Below are 20,140 nucleotides of genomic sequence, written 5' to 3' on the forward strand. Positions count from 1 at the left end.
TTTTATTACTTACAGCTTTGCACACCAATTATAATATTAAAGATAAGGAAACAGATTAATATGAACTATAACTGATTATCAAGCTTTGCCGATTCCAAATCCGCAAAAAAGGACTTGACAAAATCAAAGGAAAGCGGTTTAGTAACATAATCTATTACTGAAGTATAGCTTCTTGCTTTCTCTCTATCCCGATTATCTATGGAAGAGGAAAGTACAATTACATTAGATGCCTCAGAAATGGTTGCATAATCATCTAAAAACTCCCAGCCACCCCTTCCAGGGAAATTAATGTCTAAAAAAATGAGGGTTTGATGCATTTTACCCATATTTCTGATATCAGCTAAAGCATCATCTATGTCTATGTAAACCTCTACAGGCATTTCGGGCATTAAAGCTTGAACAATTTTCCTATTCAACACATTCGTTAGCACATCGTCGTCTATCATTAATATTTTGCTGAATTTTTCTGCTTCTTTATTCATGTTAAAAAATTCATCTTGTTGATTAAAAGAAAGTTTATGATTTAATTTAAAAATGGAAGAATTGATTAATTGAATAGACTTTTTGGCTTCCCCTATCAATTCAACTCTTTCAGTATCCGAAATAAACTTATTGTCCATCAAATTAACAATTGACTGTATTTTGGCATATTCATGGCGCATTTCATGAGAGGTAATAAACGAAAGTTCTTGCAAACGATTTTTGAATAACTGACTTTGTTGCTCAATTTTCTTTCTCTCAGAAATATTTTGAGCAATTCCAATTAAATGAACAACTTCATTACCCAACTTCTCAAATACCGATAACCTGGCATTAAAATACTGGTATTGTTGAAACTTATCTAAACACCTACATTCTATTTCTACATTTTGCTTTTCTAGACTCTCCAACTGTTGCATAGCATTTTGTAAGGGTTTCCAATCTTCGGAATGAATGAGTGACCTAAGTGAAATACAATTGATTTCTTGATCTTTTAGGTGCTCAAAACCCAACATATCATCTAAAGCGGGGTTTCTCAAAACAAATCTCCTTTCTTTAACATTGAAAATAAAAATCATGTCTGGCAGCTTATTGTAAATGGCTTCCAATAAAGCAGACAAACTAACAAAAGAAGGTAAAACAGTAAATGTTGATACTTGAGCTTCCATCACCAATTATTTATAAGACTAATGTAAAAACAATGCCATCTATTTAACAAACTAAAAATCAACGACTTGCATAAATAGACCATCCCAGAATAGGCCATTTTTGGGACGAATATTCCCCTTTTGGGATTAAAATCAATTATTCGGCAGAAAATATCATTAAATTGTAATGCTTTAAAAAAATCCAATGAAGCCTTCAAAACCGCTAAAAATCTTCATTTTAGAAGACGATCTCTGGTATGGTACCATGCTTGAGCACTATCTGTCTTTAAACCCAGACTATCAAGTTCAAAGGTTTGAAACTGAAAAGTCATTTTTCCAAAAAATACATGAACAACCAGATGTAGTTACACTTGACTATACATTAGCAGAGGGAGATGCAGATGGTAGTAAAGTATTAAAAAAAATAAAAGAATTCAATGCCGATATTGAAGTCATCATTATTTCTGGTCAAGATCAAATAAGTACTGCAGTAGAATTATTGAAATCAGGTGCATTTGATTATTTGGTAAAAGATGAAGATACAAAAGATCGACTTTGGAATGTCTTGCTTCACTTACAAGAAATAAAAGGTCTCAAAAAAGAGGTAGAAACATTGAAAGATGCACTCAAAAAAAATTTCGATTTTTCTAAAGTCATCATAGGACAAAGTGAAGCAATTAATTCCGTATTTAAACTAATAGAAAAAGCCGCAAAAACAAATATCACTGTTTCAATTACTGGTGAAACAGGAACTGGCAAAGAAATGGTAGCCAAAGCCATACACTACAATTCGAGTAAACATAAATATCCATTTGTTGCATTAAATGTTGCTGCTATACCGCCAGATTTGTTAGAGAGTGAACTATTTGGCTACGAGAAAGGAGCATTTACAGGGGCAAATGGTAAACGGATAGGAAAATTTGAAGAAGCAAATAAAGGAACAATATTTTTAGATGAAATAGCCGAAATGGATTTGCATTTACAAGCAAAGATTTTACGGGTATTACAAGAAAGAGAAATTACCAGAATTGGTGGCAATACCACTGTAACACTAGATGTTAGAATCATTGTTGCTACACACAAAAATTTATTAAAGGAAGTTCAAAATAAAACTTTTAGAGAAGACTTGTATTATAGGCTTTTAGGTCTCACAATTGAATTACCCCCATTAAGAGAAAGAGGAAACGATTATCTTATTTTAGCTAAGCACTTTATGCAAAGCTTCTGTAGCGATAATAGATTGCCAATAAAAACATTGAGTGCAGAAGCTATTTCGAAATTAAAACAATATGATTTTCCCGGTAATATTAGAGAACTAAAATCAATTATAGAATTAGCGATTGTAATGGCAGAAAAAGAAGTAATTCTAGCAGCTGACATTAATATTGATAACAGTGAACATATTGGCAATCTATTAAATAAGGAAACAAGTCTAAAAGAATATGAAAGACAAATCATTCAGTTTTTTTTAAACAAGTATAACCAAGATGTTATAATGGTTTCAAAAAAATTAAATATTGGAAAATCTACCCTATACAGAATGATGCAAAAGGGTGAAATTTCTAAGTAAAAAATATGTTAAGTAATAGCCCTTCATATGATAAAAACAAATTAACTAACCCCTATTTAGGGGGAAATTTAATTGATACTATAACCAATCATATAAATCTAGGCATTTTAATAGAAGATGAATCTGGATTAGTTGTATCGGTTAATAAGGAGTTTTGTAACATTTTTAATATTGATACCCCAATTGAAAAATTAATTGGAACAGACTTGCTATTGAATAGCAGTATTGATTTAACAGTATTAGAAAATCAATACTATTTTATACAAAGAACAAATGAAATACTAAGTGATAGAGTACAAATAAATAATGATGCCATAGAATTAAAAAATGGAAATTATTTAGAAAGAGATTATATGCCCATTTTAGATGGGAATATATACCAGGGTCATATTTGGTATTATAAAAATGCAACAGAAAAAATATTAGTTGAAAAGAAACTTGAAAAAATAAAAAAAGCGTACAGTGAGCTTTTCAATCATCTACCCAATGACATTGCTGTACTTGATCCAGAATACTCAGATTTATTTCTTAATCCAATTGCAGTAAAAGACACTGAACTAAGAAAATACATTTTAGAATGGATGATTAATCAAAATAATCCAGTTCAAGGTAATTCGATTATTTCTAATAAAACTATCAATAATTATCAAGATTTATTTACACAAGTAGTAGCAAATAAAGCGGAAGGCACAATAGAAGAAAAGCAAGTAAATGAAATTGGTGAAACGAGAGTTTATTTAAGAAATATAAAACCAATATTAGATGAAACTGGTAAACTCAATATGATAATTGGGTCAAATACAGACATTACTGAACGAGTAAAAACAGAAGAAAAATTAAAAAAAGCTAAATTATTAACAGAAGAAATTGCAAAAGCTAAAGAATTATTTCTTGCAAATATTAGCCATGAAATTAGAACACCCTTAAATGGAATCTTAGGCGTAGTAAATTTAATTAACAAAACAGAATTAACCCAACAACAAAGAAAAATGGCTTTAATGATTAATGAAGCCGCCAATAATTTATTAGTTATAGTAAACGATATTCTGAATTTAGAAAAGATTTCTTCTGGTGAAATTGCATTTGAAGAAATTCCATTTTCATTAGAAAATCAAATTCAAACAATTGTAGAAAGCTTTCAATATAAAGCAGAAGAAAAAAAATTATTATTAAAATTTGAAAATGAAATAGAAAAAAATCAATTGGTATTGGGAGACCCTTATAGAATATCACAAATATTAAATAATCTAATTAGCAATGCCATCAAGTTTTCTGAAAAAGGTTGTGTCGCAATTAAACTTAGCTGTATATCGGAAACGGAAAATTTAATTTGGTGCAAACTTGCAGTAAAAGACGCTGGAATTGGGATAGAAGCAAATCAAATAGATCAAATATTCGAGCCTTTTAAACAAGCAGACAGCTCTATTACAAGAAGGTATGGAGGCACAGGATTAGGCTTAGGAATTTGTAAAAAATTAATAGAAAATATGGGTGGTAGAATTGCCGTAGAAAGCACACCCCAAAAAGGCTCAACATTTAGTTGCATCCTACCAATTAAGAAGAATATTAAAGTTTTTACTCCAGCAGTTATTAAACCTAATTATGAAAAATTAAAAGGTTGTAGAATACTCTTAGCAGAAGACGTAGAAATGAATCAGTTTATCACAAGGTCGCTTTTAGAAGAAAAAGGTGTTTATGTAAGTGTTGCTATGAATGGAAAAGAAGCAGTTGAAAAAGTAACAAATTATCAGTACGATTTAATATTAATGGATATTTCTATGCCATATATAGATGGAATACAAGCAACATCTATCATTAGAAGCATGAGTGATTTAACAAAGAAAAATATTCCTATTATAGCAATGACAGCCAATGCATTTAAAAAAGATGAAATCAAATACAGAGCCAATGGAATGAATGGTTATTTAAGTAAACCATTTCATGAAGAACAATTATTAACTGCTATACTAGAAGTTCTAGACAATATGCCATTCGTAATACACGATGACCAAATTGAAAACGCTGTTACACTCAACCACAAACTTTATAATGAAGATTTAATTATGGGAATGGGAAAGGGGAAGCAAGAATTTATTCAAAAAATGGTGGGCTTATTTTTAAAAACTATGCCAACTGATATGGAATTATTAGTAAAGTCTGCCTCCAAAAATGAGTGGAAGACTGTAGAAAAAACTGCGCATCGAATGAAATCTGCTTTAAGAGGTATGGGCATTAAAGCAATAGCAAGTAAAGTGAAACTTATAGAAGAAATGGCAATGGCCGATCAATTTGACCAATCTATTCATACATATATAAGAGAAGTAAATGAAACTTTAAAACAAGTATTAACTCAATTAAAGGATGATTACCCTAACACTTTTGTCCCAAAATAAATTTTTATTCCAATTATGGGAATTGATTTACAAATAGAAATATTCTAAATAATTGATAATCAATATAAAACATTCAAAATTGAATTGGCACTGAATTGGAAGAATACAATTGAATACCTAAATTCAATGTGATGAATGTAAATGTGTATATAAAAGAACAGCTATCGGAAATATCGCATAAATTATTAAGCGATCATTGTAATCATGAAATCATTCAAACAAAGGATCATACTTTATTTCCTTTCTTATATGGCAAATATGCATTGATGATTACTGAACCGGATCCGGAAAATGACATTCATATTGTATTTGATGGTTTTGAAAAGTTTAATCAATATCCAATTATTGCAGTGGGAAATTGGAAAGCAAACGCATATGGCCAAGCACTTTTTGAACGTTATCAAAAAAGCTATTTAATTAAACTGATAGATCCGCAAATTCAATTAAGAACATTGAATATGCTCAGAACAAATTGCTTTATATATATAGATTCTCATCACCAAGAAGACAATTCTGCATCACTAATAGAAGCTATGTATATGCAACTGCCCATTGTTGCCTATGCTTCAGATTACAATAAAGCAATCACCCAAGATAACGCCATGCTTTTTAAACATTCAACTGAACTTATTGAAATACTTCACTCACTTCACCCTACCAAAGCGGCCAATAATGGCGTTTTAATGAAACAATCTATTAGTTCCCAACTGGAGAAGCTTCGTCTAATGCGCTAAGTTCTTCAAATTGAGGTACTGTTAGGGGCTTAGTAATAAAATGGGTTACATTAGAATATTTTTTAGACTTCTCGTAATCATTGTGATCAATGGAAGAAGTCAATATGATAACTGGCCATGGTTGGTTCATCTTTTCATATTCTTCTAAAAAGTCCCATCCGTTTCTTCCCATGAAATTTAAGTCTAAAAATATTTTCCTTTTCAAAGTTGGATTTCCTTTTAAATAGGCAATGGCATCATCTATATTATCAAACACAGTTACAGTCATATTTGGAATTACATTCCTAATAATAACTGAATTTAGTTTATTAATCATATGGTCATCATCTACCAATATTATTTCTTCTATTGCCTGATTTAATAAGAATTTATTTAATGCTATATTACTATTAGATGCAAAACTAACTTCATCGGAAATTTTCAGAATTGCCTGATTCATTGTGTTTGCTGAGGATTCTATATCCAATAAAATCTGTTGAAACCCCTGCAGCGTGTTTTGTTGAAACTTGGCAGTTTGCAAAATTTGTAAGATTTTAGAAAATTCATGCCTTAACTCAAAAGATGCAATGTCTGAAATTTGCTTAAGGTGAGCCATTTGCTCTTCAACATCTTTTTCAGTCATTTTCTTTTTAGTAATATCATTTTGGATAGTCAAATAGCCAATAATATTTCCTTGCTTATCAAACAAAGTTTCCATTTTTAAATCCAACCAAATCTTGTTCCCGTTTTTAGCATAGAACACAATTTCAGTTCTTAAGCTTTTCCCCTGCTCAATCGCTTTTTTTAATTTATCCAATGAATCAGCAGCGGTGTCAGAACCCGACAAAATAGCAATTGGCTCTTTACCATTAACCTCTCGTAAGGGGAAGCCTGTTAATTTCACAAAGCTGTCATTTACCCAAGTAATCCTATATCCAGGATCACATAAAATAATTACCACATTAATCCTTTGAGCAATTTTAGTGAACTTTGCAAATTCAACTTTAGATACATCCAACATCTCTTTTTGCCTATTCAATTGCAATTGTAACTCTTTCATATTGGTTACATCTTGCAGCGTACCAGCATAACCAACAAAATCTCCTAAATGAGAATACATAGGACTGCCTTGCATTTCTACCCATCTATACGTTGCATCAAATTTTCTATACCTAAACTGGATTGTATAATCTGATTTTGTATGATATGCTGTATTTTGCTCCTCTGTTACTTTGTATTTATCCTCCGAATAAATACCATCCATCCACCCTTTGCCAGATTCATTTTCTAAAGAAACTCCTCTAAACTTTAGCCAGGCTTTGTTAACAAAATTGATTTGATGTTGGTGATCGCTCATCCACATCATCTCCTTCATATAGTCTGCTATTTCACGAAACCATTCTCTATTTTGACCTGAGATTCCAGTTCCACCTGCACTTATTGCCGAGGAAGTATTAAACTGAACAGTAGAAGCAGCAGCAGATTTACCAACTAGTAAAAAAGCAACAGGGTAAGACCTACGATCATTTACTACAGTAAATTCATACTGTATGCAAGATTCTGTAGTATTTACTCCAGGGTGTTTTAATTTTAAATTTATTGAACCAGTAGACTTTGTTAGCAAAGCCTGATGTATAGCATCTTTAATTAGCCCGGCATCAACTGAGTTAATTAATGAGTCAATATTCACTCCAACTACTGATTCACCAACTATTTGATAAATCCTTTGAAAAGCGTCATTACAAAATGTAATATTTGCCTCTAGATCTGTTGTGAAAACAAAATGGTCGTTAGAAGAAATTTGGTCTAACAATCTTCTTTCAACACTATAAGGATAACGCATCTTACTTCTTTAATTTATTAGTATAACTCAAAATACTCGTACTATAAATTAGCCAAATTGTTTTAAAGTACCTAACCAGGTTTTAATATAATTATAAAGCCATAGTATCAAGTAAGCGTAAATAATGACTTTCAATATGAACCACTTGATATTGTGGATGGAAAAAATTCTACCTAGCCAATATAAAAATTGGCCTATCAGTAGTAAAAAATAAGCGAAAAATATAGAACTGGAAGTTAGTTCACGCCACTTCATAGGTAATTCGTTGTATAATTTAAATATACTGTATTTTCATTCTGGAATAAATAAATGCAGAATTTCTTATGGAAATAATACATATGGTTTTTGCACGAAAAGCAAAAGAAAAAATAAACCAGTTGGTAGACATTGCTAACCAATTAGCAACAGAGCAAATAAAATTGGGGCATACTGTTCAGGTTTGGGGAATTGGTTCGGGCACTTTAGATCAATTACAACAAAAGCCGTATAAAGTCATATGCTTTAGCACAAGCTTATTTATGTGGAATACCATAGACAATATGAAGAAAGCCATCAGTTTAATTAAGCCTGGCACAATCATTCATGTTCATGGAGGAATTATTCCAATTTTTTACCCAATCATATTTCATCTTCATAAAAACAATTGTCCATTCATATTGTCACCTCACGGTAGATATAATACCAATACATTAAAATCTGCAAGCTTTTTAAAACGCAAACATTTCGAAAATTTTGACACAAATATTATTAATTGGGCTAGTGCTATTCATTTTGTTAGTGAGTTCGAAAGAAAAGAGCTTTTAGCTTGTTGCCCATTCGACTTACAAAAGTCATATATAATACCGAATGGATTAATTGACAACAATATTAATATTGCCCCTAAAATCATGAAACATGATGAAATTATTTATTGCTTCTATGGAGAGCTAAATATGATTAATATGGGTATTGATATTTTACTAAACGCATTTTCCATATTTAAAAAAACAAATAGTAATAACGCTGTCCTCTGGATTATGGGAAATGGCAAAGACAGAAACACCATTTTGAAATCAATCAAAAAATTAGGGCTACATAAATATGTATTTGTAAAGCCAATGGTTTATGGTGCACTGAAATTTGAACAGCTCAGTAAAATTGATATCATGGTAAGGCCTTCCAGACTAGACTACTCCCCTTTTGTAGTGTTAGAAAGCGCTTCTATGTCTATCCCTTCCATTGTTTCTAATGAAACTTATTTTGCAGAACTAATCAAAAATGCCAATGCTGGCTATACCTTAAAAGAAAATTCTGTAGAAGCACTTACTCAAACTTTTATAGAAAGCATGAACGATATTGATTCAGTTCAATGGAATAGAAAAAAAATGAACGCCAGACAAATGGTCATTGATTATTGTGCCTGGAACAAAATTGCCAGAGAACAAATAGCAGTATATCAAACAATTGTATAACCGAGCTTTTGAATCTATAATACCAGCAAACTACATCCACGAATGTCTGCATGATCCATTCTGCCAAGCACTTCAAAACTCCCATCTTCATATAGTTTCCCTATATCTTGGGTTGCAATAAAAGAGCAGCTGAAAATATTTGCCAGGTCAACAATTTGTATAAGCCCTGTTCCCTCAGTTAATAACTCAAATGGGTCATCTTCTTTTCGAACAAATACTTTCATCCACGGTGGACAATAGTACCTCCCCATACCTTTAGAATAAGCTTGGCTAAGTAATTCGGTCATTCCGTATTCGGCATGAATATTTTTGAGTCCTAACCTACCAATAAGTGTTTTGTGTAATTCTAGACGGGTCAGTTCCCTCCCTCTCCCTTTCATTCCACCTGTTTCCATAACCACTGTATGTTTTAATTGTAAAGGAAACTGCGCTGAAAAATCAAGTAATGCAAATGTGACCCCCAACAATAAAGTGGGCTGACCTAGTAATTCCAATTCAGTTAACTTAGACGCCAATTCAGCGTAATTGTACAAATAAAAACCACTTTCTGCATGATTACTCATTGCAATCATTTTATTGGCCATATATACCAAGGAAGAATTTTCTCTTTCTAAATAGGCAGGCAACAATGCCAATACACACCAGTTTTGAATTGAACCATATTGACGCTCAAATCCTTGAATAAAGGCCTGCTCGTAGATGGCTAAATCGGCCAAATAATGCCTGCTGGTTACCATTCCTGTTGTTCCACTGCTTTCAAAAACTTTCTGCTCTTGCCAATTTCCTGTTGTCACCCGCTGCTCTTTGAAAAATGAAATAGGCAACGCCGGTATGTTTTGTGGTATCTTTCGTTTAGTTGGCAATGAATCAATGAGGTCGACCCATTTGTGGTAAATTGGGTTGTATTGGTACTGAAATTGAAAAACAGTATTGCATAAATCATCAAAACTGGATTCATTCACAGAAAAAATATTGTTAATATCAAAGGGTAGTACCAACCTTATTTGTATTGTTTTAACTAAATTTGAATAGAAAGTAACCTGATGAGTACAAAATTATTAATCCTGCTGACAATTACGGTCTTTTTTTACGGATGTAAAAAAGATGAATTTAATACAAAGCCTACCCTTGAGTTTGGTGAAGTAAATTCCAGAGAACTCAGACAAGGCAATTTGCTCATTTTCAGTTTAAACTTTACAGATAAAGAAGGTGATATTCAAGATACACTTTGGGTGCAAAAAATTTCTAAAACCTGTCCAACCACCCCAGGTGTTCAGTTTATCAGCCCTAACAAAGTGCCCGATTTTACAGGAACACCTAATTTAAAGGGTAAATTAGAAATCACTTTTGTATACAATGCAAATGTACCTGGAACCCCTTCAATAGTTGGATGTAACAACAGAAATGACACATCTTATTTTAGATTTTGGTTAAAAGACAAAGCCAATAATAGAAGTGATACCATTAACTCCCCTGACATTATCCTAATCAGGTAATGAAAGCAATAGGGTTTATAAAAAGTATTTTTTACGGCAACTATTTCTATGCAATTTGTGCCGTGTCTCTTTCAATTGAATGCTCCTTACAATTAGGACTACCACTTAACAATATCTTTTATTATTTATTAATAGGCTTTGCAACTGTACTTTATTATACCCATGCCTATTACATTGAAATCAAGCGAAATCCAATAAATTTAAATGATAGAACTGCCTGGTATTTAAGAAATAAAAAAAAAATAGAAGGGTCTCAATTATTGCTAACTTTTTTGATAGCAGTCATTTCTATTTTATTAGTGAATGGACTCCAACCCCATTTTTCTAAAGTAAACTTTAAAAGTTGGATTATATTATTTGCTACTTTACTAATAGGGATGGCTTATTATAAACAATTGCATCCATTTTGGGGGAATTGGGGATTAAGAAACAACGGCCTTCTTAAGCCATTAATTATTGGTTTGGTTTGGGCTGGAACAGTCTCATTTTCTCCTGTTTTTTTTTACGACTTGAGCTATCCTGGCCTAGATAAAAGCCTAGAACCATTAACATGGCTTTTATTCATTAAAAACTGGTTGTTTATTAGTATCCTTTGCATCCTCTTTGATATAAAAGATTACGCAAATGATGCCAACCAACAATTAAAAACTTGGGTGGTTCAATTTGGACTTAAAAAAACATTGTATTGGGTTATTTACCCGATGACCATTTTAAGCATTCTGGCTTACTGGATTTTTGCAATTAGGCAAGAATTTTCGCTTTTTAGCATACTATTCAACAGTATTCCCTATGTATTGTTGATAACTGTTTGCACCTTTATGCACCAACGTAAAAGCATTCTCTATTATCTTGCAATCATTGACGGATTGATGCTGGTAAAAGCAGTTTGTGGCATAACCGGAATGTTGGGAAATTAAACTTTTAACAATGGCCAAAGCAAAAACAACCAAGACTAAGTCGGTAGTGACCGAAAAGTCAATGAATTTTTTAAAAACGTATATCAATACTCCATCCCCCGTAGGATTTGAAAGCGGTGGACAAAAATTATGGATGGACTATATAAAACCCTTTGTAGATACAATGTTTACAGATCCCTATGGCACTGCTGTAGGTGTTGTAAATCCTACTGCTCCATTTAAAGTAGTGATTGAAGCTCATTGTGATGAAATCAGCTGGTTTGTCAATTACATTAACGATCAAGGGCTCATTTATTTGAAAAGGAACGGAGGAGTAGATCACCAAATTGCTCCGGCAAAGCGAGTATTGATTCATGGCAAAAAAGGTCCTGTAAAAGCCGTATTTGGATGGCCTGCTATTCATACGCGTTTAAGCAATCCAGAACAAAAAGAGCCATCTCCTAAAATTGAAAACCTTTGTTTGGATTGTGGCGCCAGAAATAAAAAGGAAGTAGAAGCATTAGGGATTCGAATTGGCGCTGTTGTTACTTACGAAGAGGGTTACGACGAATTAGCTTACGACTTTATCATTGGACGCGCATTTGACAATAGAGTTGGGGGATTTATGATTGCAGAAGTAGCCAGGTTGCTCAAAGAAAACAAAAAGCAATTACCATTTGGACTTTATGTGGTAAACGCAGTTCAAGAAGAAATTGGGTTAAGAGGTGCTGAAATGATTGCACGTAGAATTAAACCCAATATTGCTATTATTACCGATGTAACACACGATACAAGCACCCCAATGATTAGTAAGATTATTGAAGGCGATATCCAATGCGGTAAGGGGCCTTCACTTGCATTTGCTCCTGCAATACACAATAAATTACTTGCTGTTGTAGAAACAGTTGCGGAAAAGAACAAAATTCCAGTTCAAATGCGAACCCTAAGCAGAAGTACAGGAACAGACACAGACAGTTTTGCTTATGCAAACGATGGCTGTCCATCGGTTTTAATTTCTATCCCTTTAAGATATATGCATACCACAGTTGAAATGCTGCATAAAAAAGATATTGAAGACACCATCAAATTAATGTATGAAACCTTATTAACATTAACACCTAAGACAAATCTTAGCTATTTATAAGCATGGTAACACCCAGTAAAACAACTTACAAGGTAGCCATACTTGACCTTTATGAAGGTCAGGCTAACGAAGGAATGCGTTGTATAAGAGCAATAATTGCCGAATGGAGTTCTAAAAATAATATTCAGATTCATTTAGATGAATTTAATGTTCGTCAACATTTAGCTGTACCAAATTTAGACTATGATATATATATATCCAGTGGTGGGCCTGGCTCTCCGTTGGATACAGTTGATACTGAATGGGAGGCTGCTTATTTTAATTGGTTAAAACAGCTTGAACTATGGAATAATAGTGCAGATTGTTTCCCAAAGAAAAATGCTTTCTTTATTTGCCATAGCTTTCAATTACTGTGTAGGCATTATGAAATCGGCAATGTGTGTAAACGAAAATCTACCTCCTTTGGTGTTTTCCCGGTACATATGATGGAAGATGGCCACCATGAATTGGTATTTAATGGACTACATGACCCATTCTATTGCGTTGACAGCAGAGACTACCAAGTAATTGAACCCAATCACGAAAAAATCAGGAAATTAGGCGGAGCCATTTTAGCCATTGAAAAGAACAGGCCGCACGTCCCTTTTGAGAGGGCCATAATGGCACTTCGTTTTAATGAATATTTCATGGGCACACAGTTTCATCCAGAAGCAGATGCAATTGGTATGGCCATGTATTTACAAAGGGAAGATAAAAAGAATGTTGTAATTGAAGCACATGGGTTGGCAAAGTGGGAAAGCATGGTAGAACAATTAATGGATCCTGGAAAAATCATGTGGACCTACAATCATATTCTTCCTAACTTCCTACATGAAGCCACTAAAGAATTGGTTACACTTTAGTTCAAAATAAAATTTTATGGTTCCTGCTATCAGAAAACAGTTCAATGAAACATATACTGATGCTGGGTATCAACAATACCTTGCATTACTAAATGAAAAATTTAATGACGCTATAGAATTTAGGGTTGCAGAAACACCTGTGTTTATTGATAAAATTTTTAAAGAAAAAATACTTTCAGCTTGCGAGTCTATTGTTGACTTAATTATACAACCCAACTTCATTGAATTAACTAATAATTCAATCCAATCTAATGTATTGGTTCCCAATCAAAATGAACATACTCATTTTATTGCTTTTGACTTTGGCATATGTGAAAATGAACATGGCGAATTGGAACCGCAACTAATTGAAATGCAAGGATTCCCAACTTTATTTGCATATCAAATATGGCAAGATCAAATTTGCAGAAAACAATATCAAATACCAACAAACTACAGCTGTTACTTAAATGGTTTTACAGCAGAATCATACACTTCATTACTCAATGAAATAATTATTGGAAAATATTCCCCGGATGAAGTAGTACTATTAGAATTATTTCCACATGAACAAAAAACAAAAATTGACTTTTATTTTACAGCTGAATATTCAGGCATTTCAGTAGTTTGTTTAACTGAATTAATCAAAGAGGGAAAGGACCTTTTCTATATTAAAGCCAATAAGAAAATTCAAATTAAACGTATTTATAACAGGATTATTTTTGATGATTTACAACAACAGAAAAAAGACATTCAAGAGATAGGTAAAATACTTTTCGAAGAATTAAATGTTGAATGGGTTCCCCACCCAAATTGGTTCTACAGAATTAGCAAATATACTTTACCATTTATTCATCACCCATATGTTCCTACTACTTGGTTTTTAAATGATCTGAAAGAAGTTCCACAAGACTTGGAAAATTACGTTTTAAAACCATTGTTCTCTTTTGCAGGTCAAGGTGTAGTAATAGATGTAACAGCAAAAGATATAGAGTTAGTTAAAGACCCAGAAAATTGGATCCTCCAAAAAAAGGTTCAATATGCAGCAGTAATTAATACCCCTAATGAACCCGCCAAAGCAGAGATTAGAATTTTTTATTTTTGGAAAGAGGGAGATGAAAGGCCTGTTGCAACCAACAACTTAGCCCGACTAAGTAAAGGTAAAATGATTGGGGTTAGATACAACCAAGACAAAGACTGGGTTGGAGGAAGCCTTGCTTATTTTGAACAATGACCCTAAATAATATGACCGAAAACTTATCAATACATACAAAGAATATCCTTGGATTACAATTACCAACCGATCCAAGATGGGTTGATTTAGCAAGCATTTCCATAGAAGCAATTTTAACAGACCATGCATACTGTGAGCAAAAAGCTGCTTTAACTTGTATTTCTTACATACAAAGATATTCAGATAGAAAAGAATTAGTAGAAGCGCTATCTCCAATTGTAACCGAAGAATGGGGCCATTTTAGAGCCGTATTGGCAGAATTGAATAAAAGAGAACTTGCTTTGGGTAAACAAAGAAAAGATGAATACGTAAATCAATTACTGATTTTTCAACACAAAGGAGGACATATAGAAGACAGGCTATTAGATCAATTACTCACTATGGCATTAATTGAGGCAAGAAGTTGTGAGCGATTTAAACGCTTAAGTGAAGGTTTAGAAGATGCTTATTTAAGAAAGTTCTATAGAAAATTTATGGAGAGTGAAGCAGGTCATTACACTTTATTTATTACCCTTGCCGAATTGTATATACCCAAAACAAAAGTAAGAGCAAGATGGAAAGAATGGCTTACCCACGAAATAGAAATCATGAAACAAATTGAAATAAGGGGCGATCGGATTCATTAAAATAAAAATTAACTAATAGCATTTTCATGATGCACTTTTTATGATAACAAGGCAATAAAAAAGCCCCGATTAATCGGGGCTTTTTTAATACTATTTATTCAAAAATTACTCTTGAACTTTAAAGTCTACTCTTCTATTTAGTGCTTTACCTTTCGCAGTTTTATTATCTGAAATTGGCTGGCTACTTCCAAAGCCTTCAGTTGTAAGTCTTGCAGCATCAATTTTTTGAGCTACTAAGTATTCTTTAACTGCATTTGCACGCTTCAAAGACAATGGATTATTTATTTTATCATTTCCAGAAGCATCAGTATGACCTTCTACAAAAAGTTTCAATGTTGGATTCTCATTCAACGCTTTAACTACTTTGTTTAACTCTACTTTAGAAACTTTGGTTAATACTGCAGAACCAGAAACAAACTGTACTTTCTTATTATCGAAATTGTAAGTTGCTTTCAATTCTGGACAACCATTATTTTCACGAGTTCCTTTAATGCTAGGACACTTGTCTTCTTCATCATTAACACCATCACCGTCGGTATCAGGAATAGGACAACCTTGGTAACGAGCTAATCCTGGAACAGAAGGACACTTATCTTCTTCATCATTAACACCATCTTTATCGGTATCAGGAATAGGACAACCATTGTATTTGGCAACTCCAGCAATGGTAGGACACTTATCGTTTTCGTCGTTGATACCATCTTTATCAGTATCAGGAACAGGACAACCATTGTACTTAGCTACACCAGGAACAGTAGGACATTTGTCATCCTTATCGTTAATACCATCTTTATCAGTATCAACTGGTGCTGGAGCAACAACTGGTGGTGGTGGTGGGGTAACTAAAACTGGTGCTGGCTTATCTTTAATTGGTGAAGCAATACCTACTGAATAAGCTGTATGATTAACTGCTAATCCAGAAATTGCTGGACGATACAACATTTGGGTATTGATGAAAGTTTCTCCACCAAGATTAAATTGTAATCCCAAACCAGTATTACCCTGAGCAGCAAAATAAGTTCCAGTATACATTGAAGCACCAACTCCAAGTGTTAAATAAGGAACTACAGTATACTTATCTGAAAGTAATTTTACATTCACATTAGCGTCTGCTTCTAATAAGAAAAGACTTCTAACAGAAGGAGCTATACCAGATTTGCTATAAAAAGGGTATTTGGTATAAGTTCCAGATAATGTAGCCATGAAGTCTACATGTTCAGAAAGGCCTTCAAAATATTGCAAACTTAAGCCAGGACTCATTTCCTTCATTGGGGTAAATCCACCACTTTGAAGTACACGAGAAAGTGAAGTTCTGCTGATTTTATCAGCAGTGTACATATCATTTAAGAAAAAGGCAACCCCTAAGCTGGCTCTTTTCTTGTAGCTGGTAGGTGCTTGCGCAAAAGAAGCCGTTGCCAAACCAACAACGATCAAAGAAAACAGAAATTTCTTCATAAACAGGTTTTTGTTAATTTATGGCAAAAATACATGTAGAAATTGGTTTTCTAAAATTATGATAACTTTATCTTTTAATTATTTTTCCCCTCCGGAGTTTCTATAACTTCTAGTTTTACCTTGGCTAATCCTTTATTCAAAAATTGCAATTTTTGAGCAGCAGCCCTGGTTAAATCAATCACCCTGCCCTTTTTCTTCATACGAGGATGCATTTTATCGTTTATCTTGACAACAACCCATTTCCCATTATTTACATTGGTCACTTTCACCCATGTTCCCAACTTAAGGTTATTACTCGCTCCAGTAAACGCTTTGTTACTAAATCTTTCTCCGGAAGCCGTTTTAATACCTTCAAAACGTCCACTGTAATAACTAGCAGTTCCTAACACCACTTTTCCCGTAAAAACCAAATTTGCATCTGCTTTTAAAGCACTATCTAACGACCACAATAAACTATCTGGCATACCAGGATTAAACATTACTGAATCTGTTTGAGTTTGCCCTTGTACTTTGCCAACAATAAACAACATCAGTATAAAAAGGATTCGAATATGCATTCAATTTCTTTAAGTTAACAATAGCGCCAATTTATAAGGTACAAAAAATCACCGAATAGACTTAGCACTTTATGCCACAATAGCCAAATTATATGCCGAAGATTGATTCAAATAAAAAAAATCAACCATGTATACTATATACAGGCTGATTTTCAATAACTTATGACAAATTAAATAGGAGTAACTGCAACTACCGCATCCAAATTAAGGGTGCCATGAATATGAGGGAATACCTCATTAATACTGCCAGCTAATTCAAAAACAAGGGGACGTTCTACTTTTTCTTTTTGAATGGTTAATTGAACCAAACCCGTTAATCCTTTATAATACCTTTCTAGTACACCTGCTACTTGATCAGCTGTACTACAATGCATGAAACCTTCTTTTACCAATGTATCGGCCTCATAAAATCCTTGTTTCAAGGCCAAATCCCATTTTTCTTGGGTTGTAATATGATATATAAATTCTCCGTTCATTTTAAATTAATCTTTTTAATTTCTGTTCTTGTAGCATTAGATCGGTAATTACTATTGCTGTTACTGCTTCTAAAATTACAGGAACCCTTAAAGCAATGCACAAATCATGCCTTCCTTTTATTGAAAAACTTTCTTGTTGGTTATTATCCCAGTTTAAAGATACTTGCTCTTTGGGTGTAGAAGACGTAGGCTTGATGGCAACCCTAAAAAGCAATTCATTCCCATTAGTGATTCCGCCAACTACCCCACCTGCGTGATTGGTTCTAGTTTTACCTGAAACACTTTCAATGGCATCATTGTGTTCAGACCCATACATTTTTGCAGCAGCAAATCCTGCCCCAAATTCAATCCCCTTAACTGCAGGAATAGCAAAAACTACATGGCTAATAAGCGATTCAACTGAATCAAAAAAATGTTCCCCCAACCCTATTGGCAGGCCTGATGCGGTGCAAGCTACTATACCCCCCACACTGTCTTTTGCATCAATCGCTTTTTGCAACCCTTTTTCTAAGTCTAATTCTCCAGCAATTTCACTGATAGATGAATGAACCTGAATATGGTGTTGCACTAATAGCTTTTTTGCAATTACTCCCGCTGCAACCAAGCATACCGTTAAACGACCGCTAAAATGGCCACCCCCTCTAAAATCTTCGAATCCTCCATATTTAATATGCGCAGTAAAATCTGCATGTCCTGGTCTTGGTATGGAACGATGTTTTTCGTAATCCTGACTTCTAGTGTTATTATTTTCAAATAAAATAGTCAACGGCGCACCTGTTGTTTTTCCATTGAATAAACCACTTTTAAAAATAGGTAAGTCGTCTTCTTTTCTAGGTGTTGTTCCTTTTTGAACACCACCTTTTCTTCTTTCGGTATCAACAATGAAATCTTCAACACATAAGGGAAGACCAGCAGGACATCCATCAATGATTAATCCTACGGATTCCCCATGAGATTCACCAAAAATTTGCACACTAAATAACTTTCCAAATGCGTTCACCTTGCTGTTTTGTATTTAAACGTTTTTATAATTCAGTTATTACACGAACACCCAATTGTTGCAAATGACCGTAAAATGCAGGATAAGACTTATTAATTGCTTCCGCATCTTTTATAGTAACTGGCCCACTTGCATTCAATGCTGCTACAGCTGCTGCCATGGCAATTCTATGATCGTGATGAGAATGAACAGTATTTGACTGAATAGCATTAACCTGCATTCCATTTCTTAATCCTGTTATGAGCATTAAATTGTCTTGCAACTTTATTTCAACACCCAATTTACCAAATTCTTTTTGCAAAGTAATCCCACGATTGCTTTCTTTATGGGCAAGCCTATGAACCCCTTCTATTACAGTGGTCCCCTCACAAAATGCGGCCAATGCTACCAATGGGGGAAACAAATCTGGACAATCAGTTGCATCGAAATGAAAAGCTTTCATAGGCAACGCCCTCACGTCTATTTGGTGTTCTTGAACAGAGAGGCCAGCTCCTGCATCAGCTAATGCTTGTAATATTGCTTTATCTGCCTGTGTAGAAAATACATCCAATCCTTTAACAGTAATACTTCCTGCAACCGCGCCTGCTACTAATAAAAAAGCAGCCCCACTCCAATCCCCTTCTACCTGGTACGCTATCATTTCCTTTTTAACTATTTGATCTGCTTTATAAAACCCAAAAGTTTTGTAGTCATCATTTCGAACAACTGTTCCAAATGCCTCCATAACTTTTAAAGTAAGATCTATATAGGGCCTACTTTTTAAATCATTTACTTCAATGGTAATTCCGTCTGCTTCAGCAGCTCCAAATGCCATTAACAATCCAGTTAAAAATTGTGAACTCAAAGAGCCATCAATAATAATATTATTTGGCTTAAGTGGACCTTGTATAGTGATTGGTAAATAACCATTGTTTGAGTTAACTTGAACACTCAACTGCGGGAGTACTTCATCAAAAAAATGCATGGGGCGTTTTAATAAACTTCCTGTACCATTAATTTGTAAGCTTGTATTGCTTAAGGCAGCAATTGGCGTAAACATTCTAATACCCAATCCACTTTCACCACAATTTAGTTGATGATCAATAGGCACAACGCCATTAGAATGAATGGTTAAACTTCCATCTTCATTGCTGATTACATTTGCACCCAGTTTTTTAATCATTTCTATTGCTGCCAAATCATCAAAACTATCTCCTGCATTTAAAATATGGCTTCTCCCATGATGCAGCAATGCCGCAGCACAAGCTCTCTGCATAGAGCTCTTACTTGCATTAGCAAGTAAAGTACCTTGTATATTAGTAGGATGAATGATTGCAATCATCAGTACAAATTGGAATA

General features: G+C 33.7%; 18 protein-coding genes. 10 read left to right on the top strand and 8 right to left on the bottom strand.

Annotated features, from left to right (window positions below):
• Positions 1-65: 65 nt before the first annotated feature.
• On the bottom strand, positions 66-1,148 hold the full coding sequence (locus tag Q8S25_RS03315) for a response regulator (RefSeq protein WP_305534844.1): 1,083 nt from the start codon (positions 1,146-1,148) through the stop codon (positions 66-68).
• Positions 1,149-1,332: 184 nt separating this feature from the next.
• Between Q8S25_RS03315 and Q8S25_RS03320 the strand changes: the two genes are divergently transcribed.
• The 3 genes from Q8S25_RS03320 (at position 1,333) to Q8S25_RS03330 (ending at position 5,824) form a co-directional block, all read left to right on the top strand.
• Positions 1,333-2,697, top strand: a complete 1,365-nt coding sequence (locus Q8S25_RS03320) for a sigma-54 dependent transcriptional regulator (protein WP_305534846.1) — start codon at positions 1,333-1,335, stop codon at positions 2,695-2,697.
• A gap of 5 nt (positions 2,698-2,702) precedes the next feature.
• Positions 2,703-5,090, top strand: coding sequence for a PAS domain-containing hybrid sensor histidine kinase/response regulator (locus tag Q8S25_RS03325; protein ID WP_305534848.1), 2,388 nt, complete (start codon positions 2,703-2,705; stop codon positions 5,088-5,090).
• A 131-nt stretch (positions 5,091-5,221) separates the two neighbouring features.
• Positions 5,222-5,824 carry a hypothetical protein gene (locus Q8S25_RS03330; RefSeq protein ID WP_305534850.1) on the top strand — a complete coding sequence of 201 codons (603 nt, stop codon included), beginning with the start codon at positions 5,222-5,224 and terminating at the stop codon, positions 5,822-5,824.
• Here Q8S25_RS03330 and Q8S25_RS03335 read toward each other — a convergent pair.
• Positions 5,787-7,646 (bottom strand): PAS domain S-box protein, encoded by a 1,860-nt coding sequence (locus tag Q8S25_RS03335; RefSeq protein ID WP_305534852.1) that lies wholly within the window; start codon positions 7,644-7,646, stop codon positions 5,787-5,789. The two genes, Q8S25_RS03330 and Q8S25_RS03335, sit on opposite strands and share 38 nt — an antisense overlap.
• Before the next feature lie 323 nt (positions 7,647-7,969).
• On the opposite strand from Q8S25_RS03335, the gene Q8S25_RS03340 reads away from it, so the two are divergent.
• Positions 7,970-9,097: a glycosyltransferase family 4 protein gene (locus Q8S25_RS03340; RefSeq protein WP_305534854.1), complete on the top strand. Its 1,128-nt coding sequence runs from the start codon at positions 7,970-7,972 to the stop codon at positions 9,095-9,097.
• Positions 9,098-9,111: 14 nt separating this feature from the next.
• Here the strand turns inward: Q8S25_RS03340 and Q8S25_RS03345 are convergent, their stop codons facing one another.
• Positions 9,112-10,059, bottom strand: a complete 948-nt coding sequence (locus tag Q8S25_RS03345; protein ID WP_305534856.1) for an acyl transferase — start codon at positions 10,057-10,059, stop codon at positions 9,112-9,114.
• Between the two features lie 81 nt (positions 10,060-10,140).
• Between Q8S25_RS03345 and Q8S25_RS03350 the strand changes: the two genes are divergently transcribed.
• The 6 genes from Q8S25_RS03350 (at position 10,141) to Q8S25_RS03375 (ending at position 15,314) form a co-directional block, all read left to right on the top strand.
• On the top strand, positions 10,141-10,593 hold the full coding sequence (locus Q8S25_RS03350) for a hypothetical protein (RefSeq protein WP_305534858.1): 453 nt from the start codon (positions 10,141-10,143) through the stop codon (positions 10,591-10,593).
• A 62-nt stretch (positions 10,594-10,655) separates the two neighbouring features.
• Positions 10,656-11,510, top strand: coding sequence for a UbiA family prenyltransferase (locus Q8S25_RS03355; RefSeq protein ID WP_305534860.1), 855 nt, complete (start codon positions 10,656-10,658; stop codon positions 11,508-11,510).
• A gap of 10 nt (positions 11,511-11,520) precedes the next feature.
• Positions 11,521-12,633, top strand: a complete 1,113-nt coding sequence (locus Q8S25_RS03360) for a M42 family metallopeptidase (protein ID WP_305534862.1) — start codon at positions 11,521-11,523, stop codon at positions 12,631-12,633.
• A 2-nt stretch (positions 12,634-12,635) separates the two neighbouring features.
• The gene (locus Q8S25_RS03365; protein WP_305534864.1) at positions 12,636-13,475 is read left to right on the top strand and encodes a type 1 glutamine amidotransferase; all 840 of its coding nucleotides are present in this window, start codon (positions 12,636-12,638) and stop codon (positions 13,473-13,475) included.
• Between the two features lie 16 nt (positions 13,476-13,491).
• Positions 13,492-14,688 (top strand): hypothetical protein, encoded by a 1,197-nt coding sequence (locus tag Q8S25_RS03370; protein ID WP_305534866.1) that lies wholly within the window; start codon positions 13,492-13,494, stop codon positions 14,686-14,688.
• Positions 14,685-15,314 (top strand): tRNA-(ms[2]io[6]A)-hydroxylase, encoded by a 630-nt coding sequence (locus Q8S25_RS03375; RefSeq protein WP_305534868.1) that lies wholly within the window; start codon positions 14,685-14,687, stop codon positions 15,312-15,314. The genes Q8S25_RS03370 and Q8S25_RS03375 overlap by 4 nt, the downstream gene beginning before the upstream one ends.
• A 105-nt stretch (positions 15,315-15,419) precedes the next feature.
• Here Q8S25_RS03375 and Q8S25_RS03380 read toward each other — a convergent pair whose 3' ends face one another.
• From Q8S25_RS03380 to aroA, 5 genes are all read right to left on the bottom strand, one after another.
• Positions 15,420-16,769 (bottom strand): OmpA family protein, encoded by a 1,350-nt coding sequence (locus Q8S25_RS03380; RefSeq protein ID WP_305534870.1) that lies wholly within the window; start codon positions 16,767-16,769, stop codon positions 15,420-15,422.
• A gap of 74 nt (positions 16,770-16,843) precedes the next feature.
• The gene (locus Q8S25_RS03385) at positions 16,844-17,326 is read right to left on the bottom strand and encodes a septal ring lytic transglycosylase RlpA family protein (RefSeq protein ID WP_305534872.1); all 483 of its coding nucleotides are present in this window, start codon (positions 17,324-17,326) and stop codon (positions 16,844-16,846) included.
• Positions 17,327-17,496: 170 nt separating this feature from the next.
• A complete protein-coding gene (locus Q8S25_RS03390; protein WP_305534874.1) occupies positions 17,497-17,802 on the bottom strand; it encodes a DUF952 domain-containing protein in 306 nt (101 codons plus the stop codon).
• Between the two features lies 1 nt (position 17,803).
• Positions 17,804-18,802, bottom strand: a complete 999-nt coding sequence (locus tag Q8S25_RS03395) for a chorismate synthase (RefSeq protein WP_305534876.1) — start codon at positions 18,800-18,802, stop codon at positions 17,804-17,806.
• 25 nt (positions 18,803-18,827) lie between these two features.
• Positions 18,828-20,123: a 3-phosphoshikimate 1-carboxyvinyltransferase gene (gene aroA, locus Q8S25_RS03400; protein WP_305534878.1), complete on the bottom strand. Its 1,296-nt coding sequence runs from the start codon at positions 20,121-20,123 to the stop codon at positions 18,828-18,830.
• Between the last annotated feature and the right edge of the window lie 17 nt (positions 20,124-20,140).

The sequence above is a fragment of the Sediminibacterium sp. genome (genome assembly GCF_030695065.1).
GTDB lineage: Bacteria > Bacteroidota > Bacteroidia > Chitinophagales > Chitinophagaceae > Sediminibacterium.

Bases quoted from the DNA above. Each gene is read 5' to 3' on its own strand.
- Q8S25_RS03330 (WP_305534850.1), top strand. From the start codon at position 5,222: ATGAATGTAAATGTGTATATAAAAGAACAGCTATCGGAAATATCGCAT.
- Q8S25_RS03380 (WP_305534870.1), bottom strand. From the start codon at position 16,769: ATGAAGAAATTTCTGTTTTCTTTGATCGTTGTTGGTTTGGCAACGGCT.
- Q8S25_RS03335 (WP_305534852.1), bottom strand. From the start codon at position 7,646: ATGCGTTATCCTTATAGTGTTGAAAGAAGATTGTTAGACCAAATTTCT.
- Q8S25_RS03375 (WP_305534868.1), top strand. From the start codon at position 14,685: ATGACCCTAAATAATATGACCGAAAACTTATCAATACATACAAAGAAT.
- Q8S25_RS03385 (WP_305534872.1), bottom strand. From the start codon at position 17,326: ATGCATATTCGAATCCTTTTTATACTGATGTTGTTTATTGTTGGCAAA.
- Q8S25_RS03350 (WP_305534858.1), top strand. From the start codon at position 10,141: ATGAGTACAAAATTATTAATCCTGCTGACAATTACGGTCTTTTTTTAC.
- Q8S25_RS03325 (WP_305534848.1), top strand. From the start codon at position 2,703: ATGTTAAGTAATAGCCCTTCATATGATAAAAACAAATTAACTAACCCC.
- Q8S25_RS03320 (WP_305534846.1), top strand. From the start codon at position 1,333: ATGAAGCCTTCAAAACCGCTAAAAATCTTCATTTTAGAAGACGATCTC.
- Q8S25_RS03315 (WP_305534844.1), bottom strand. From the start codon at position 1,148: ATGGAAGCTCAAGTATCAACATTTACTGTTTTACCTTCTTTTGTTAGT.
- aroA (WP_305534878.1), bottom strand. From the start codon at position 20,123: ATGATTGCAATCATTCATCCTACTAATATACAAGGTACTTTACTTGCT.
- Q8S25_RS03370 (WP_305534866.1), top strand. From the start codon at position 13,492: ATGGTTCCTGCTATCAGAAAACAGTTCAATGAAACATATACTGATGCT.
- Q8S25_RS03365 (WP_305534864.1), top strand. From the start codon at position 12,636: ATGGTAACACCCAGTAAAACAACTTACAAGGTAGCCATACTTGACCTT.
- Q8S25_RS03360 (WP_305534862.1), top strand. From the start codon at position 11,521: ATGGCCAAAGCAAAAACAACCAAGACTAAGTCGGTAGTGACCGAAAAG.
- Q8S25_RS03390 (WP_305534874.1), bottom strand. From the start codon at position 17,802: ATGAACGGAGAATTTATATATCATATTACAACCCAAGAAAAATGGGAT.
- Q8S25_RS03340 (WP_305534854.1), top strand. From the start codon at position 7,970: ATGGAAATAATACATATGGTTTTTGCACGAAAAGCAAAAGAAAAAATA.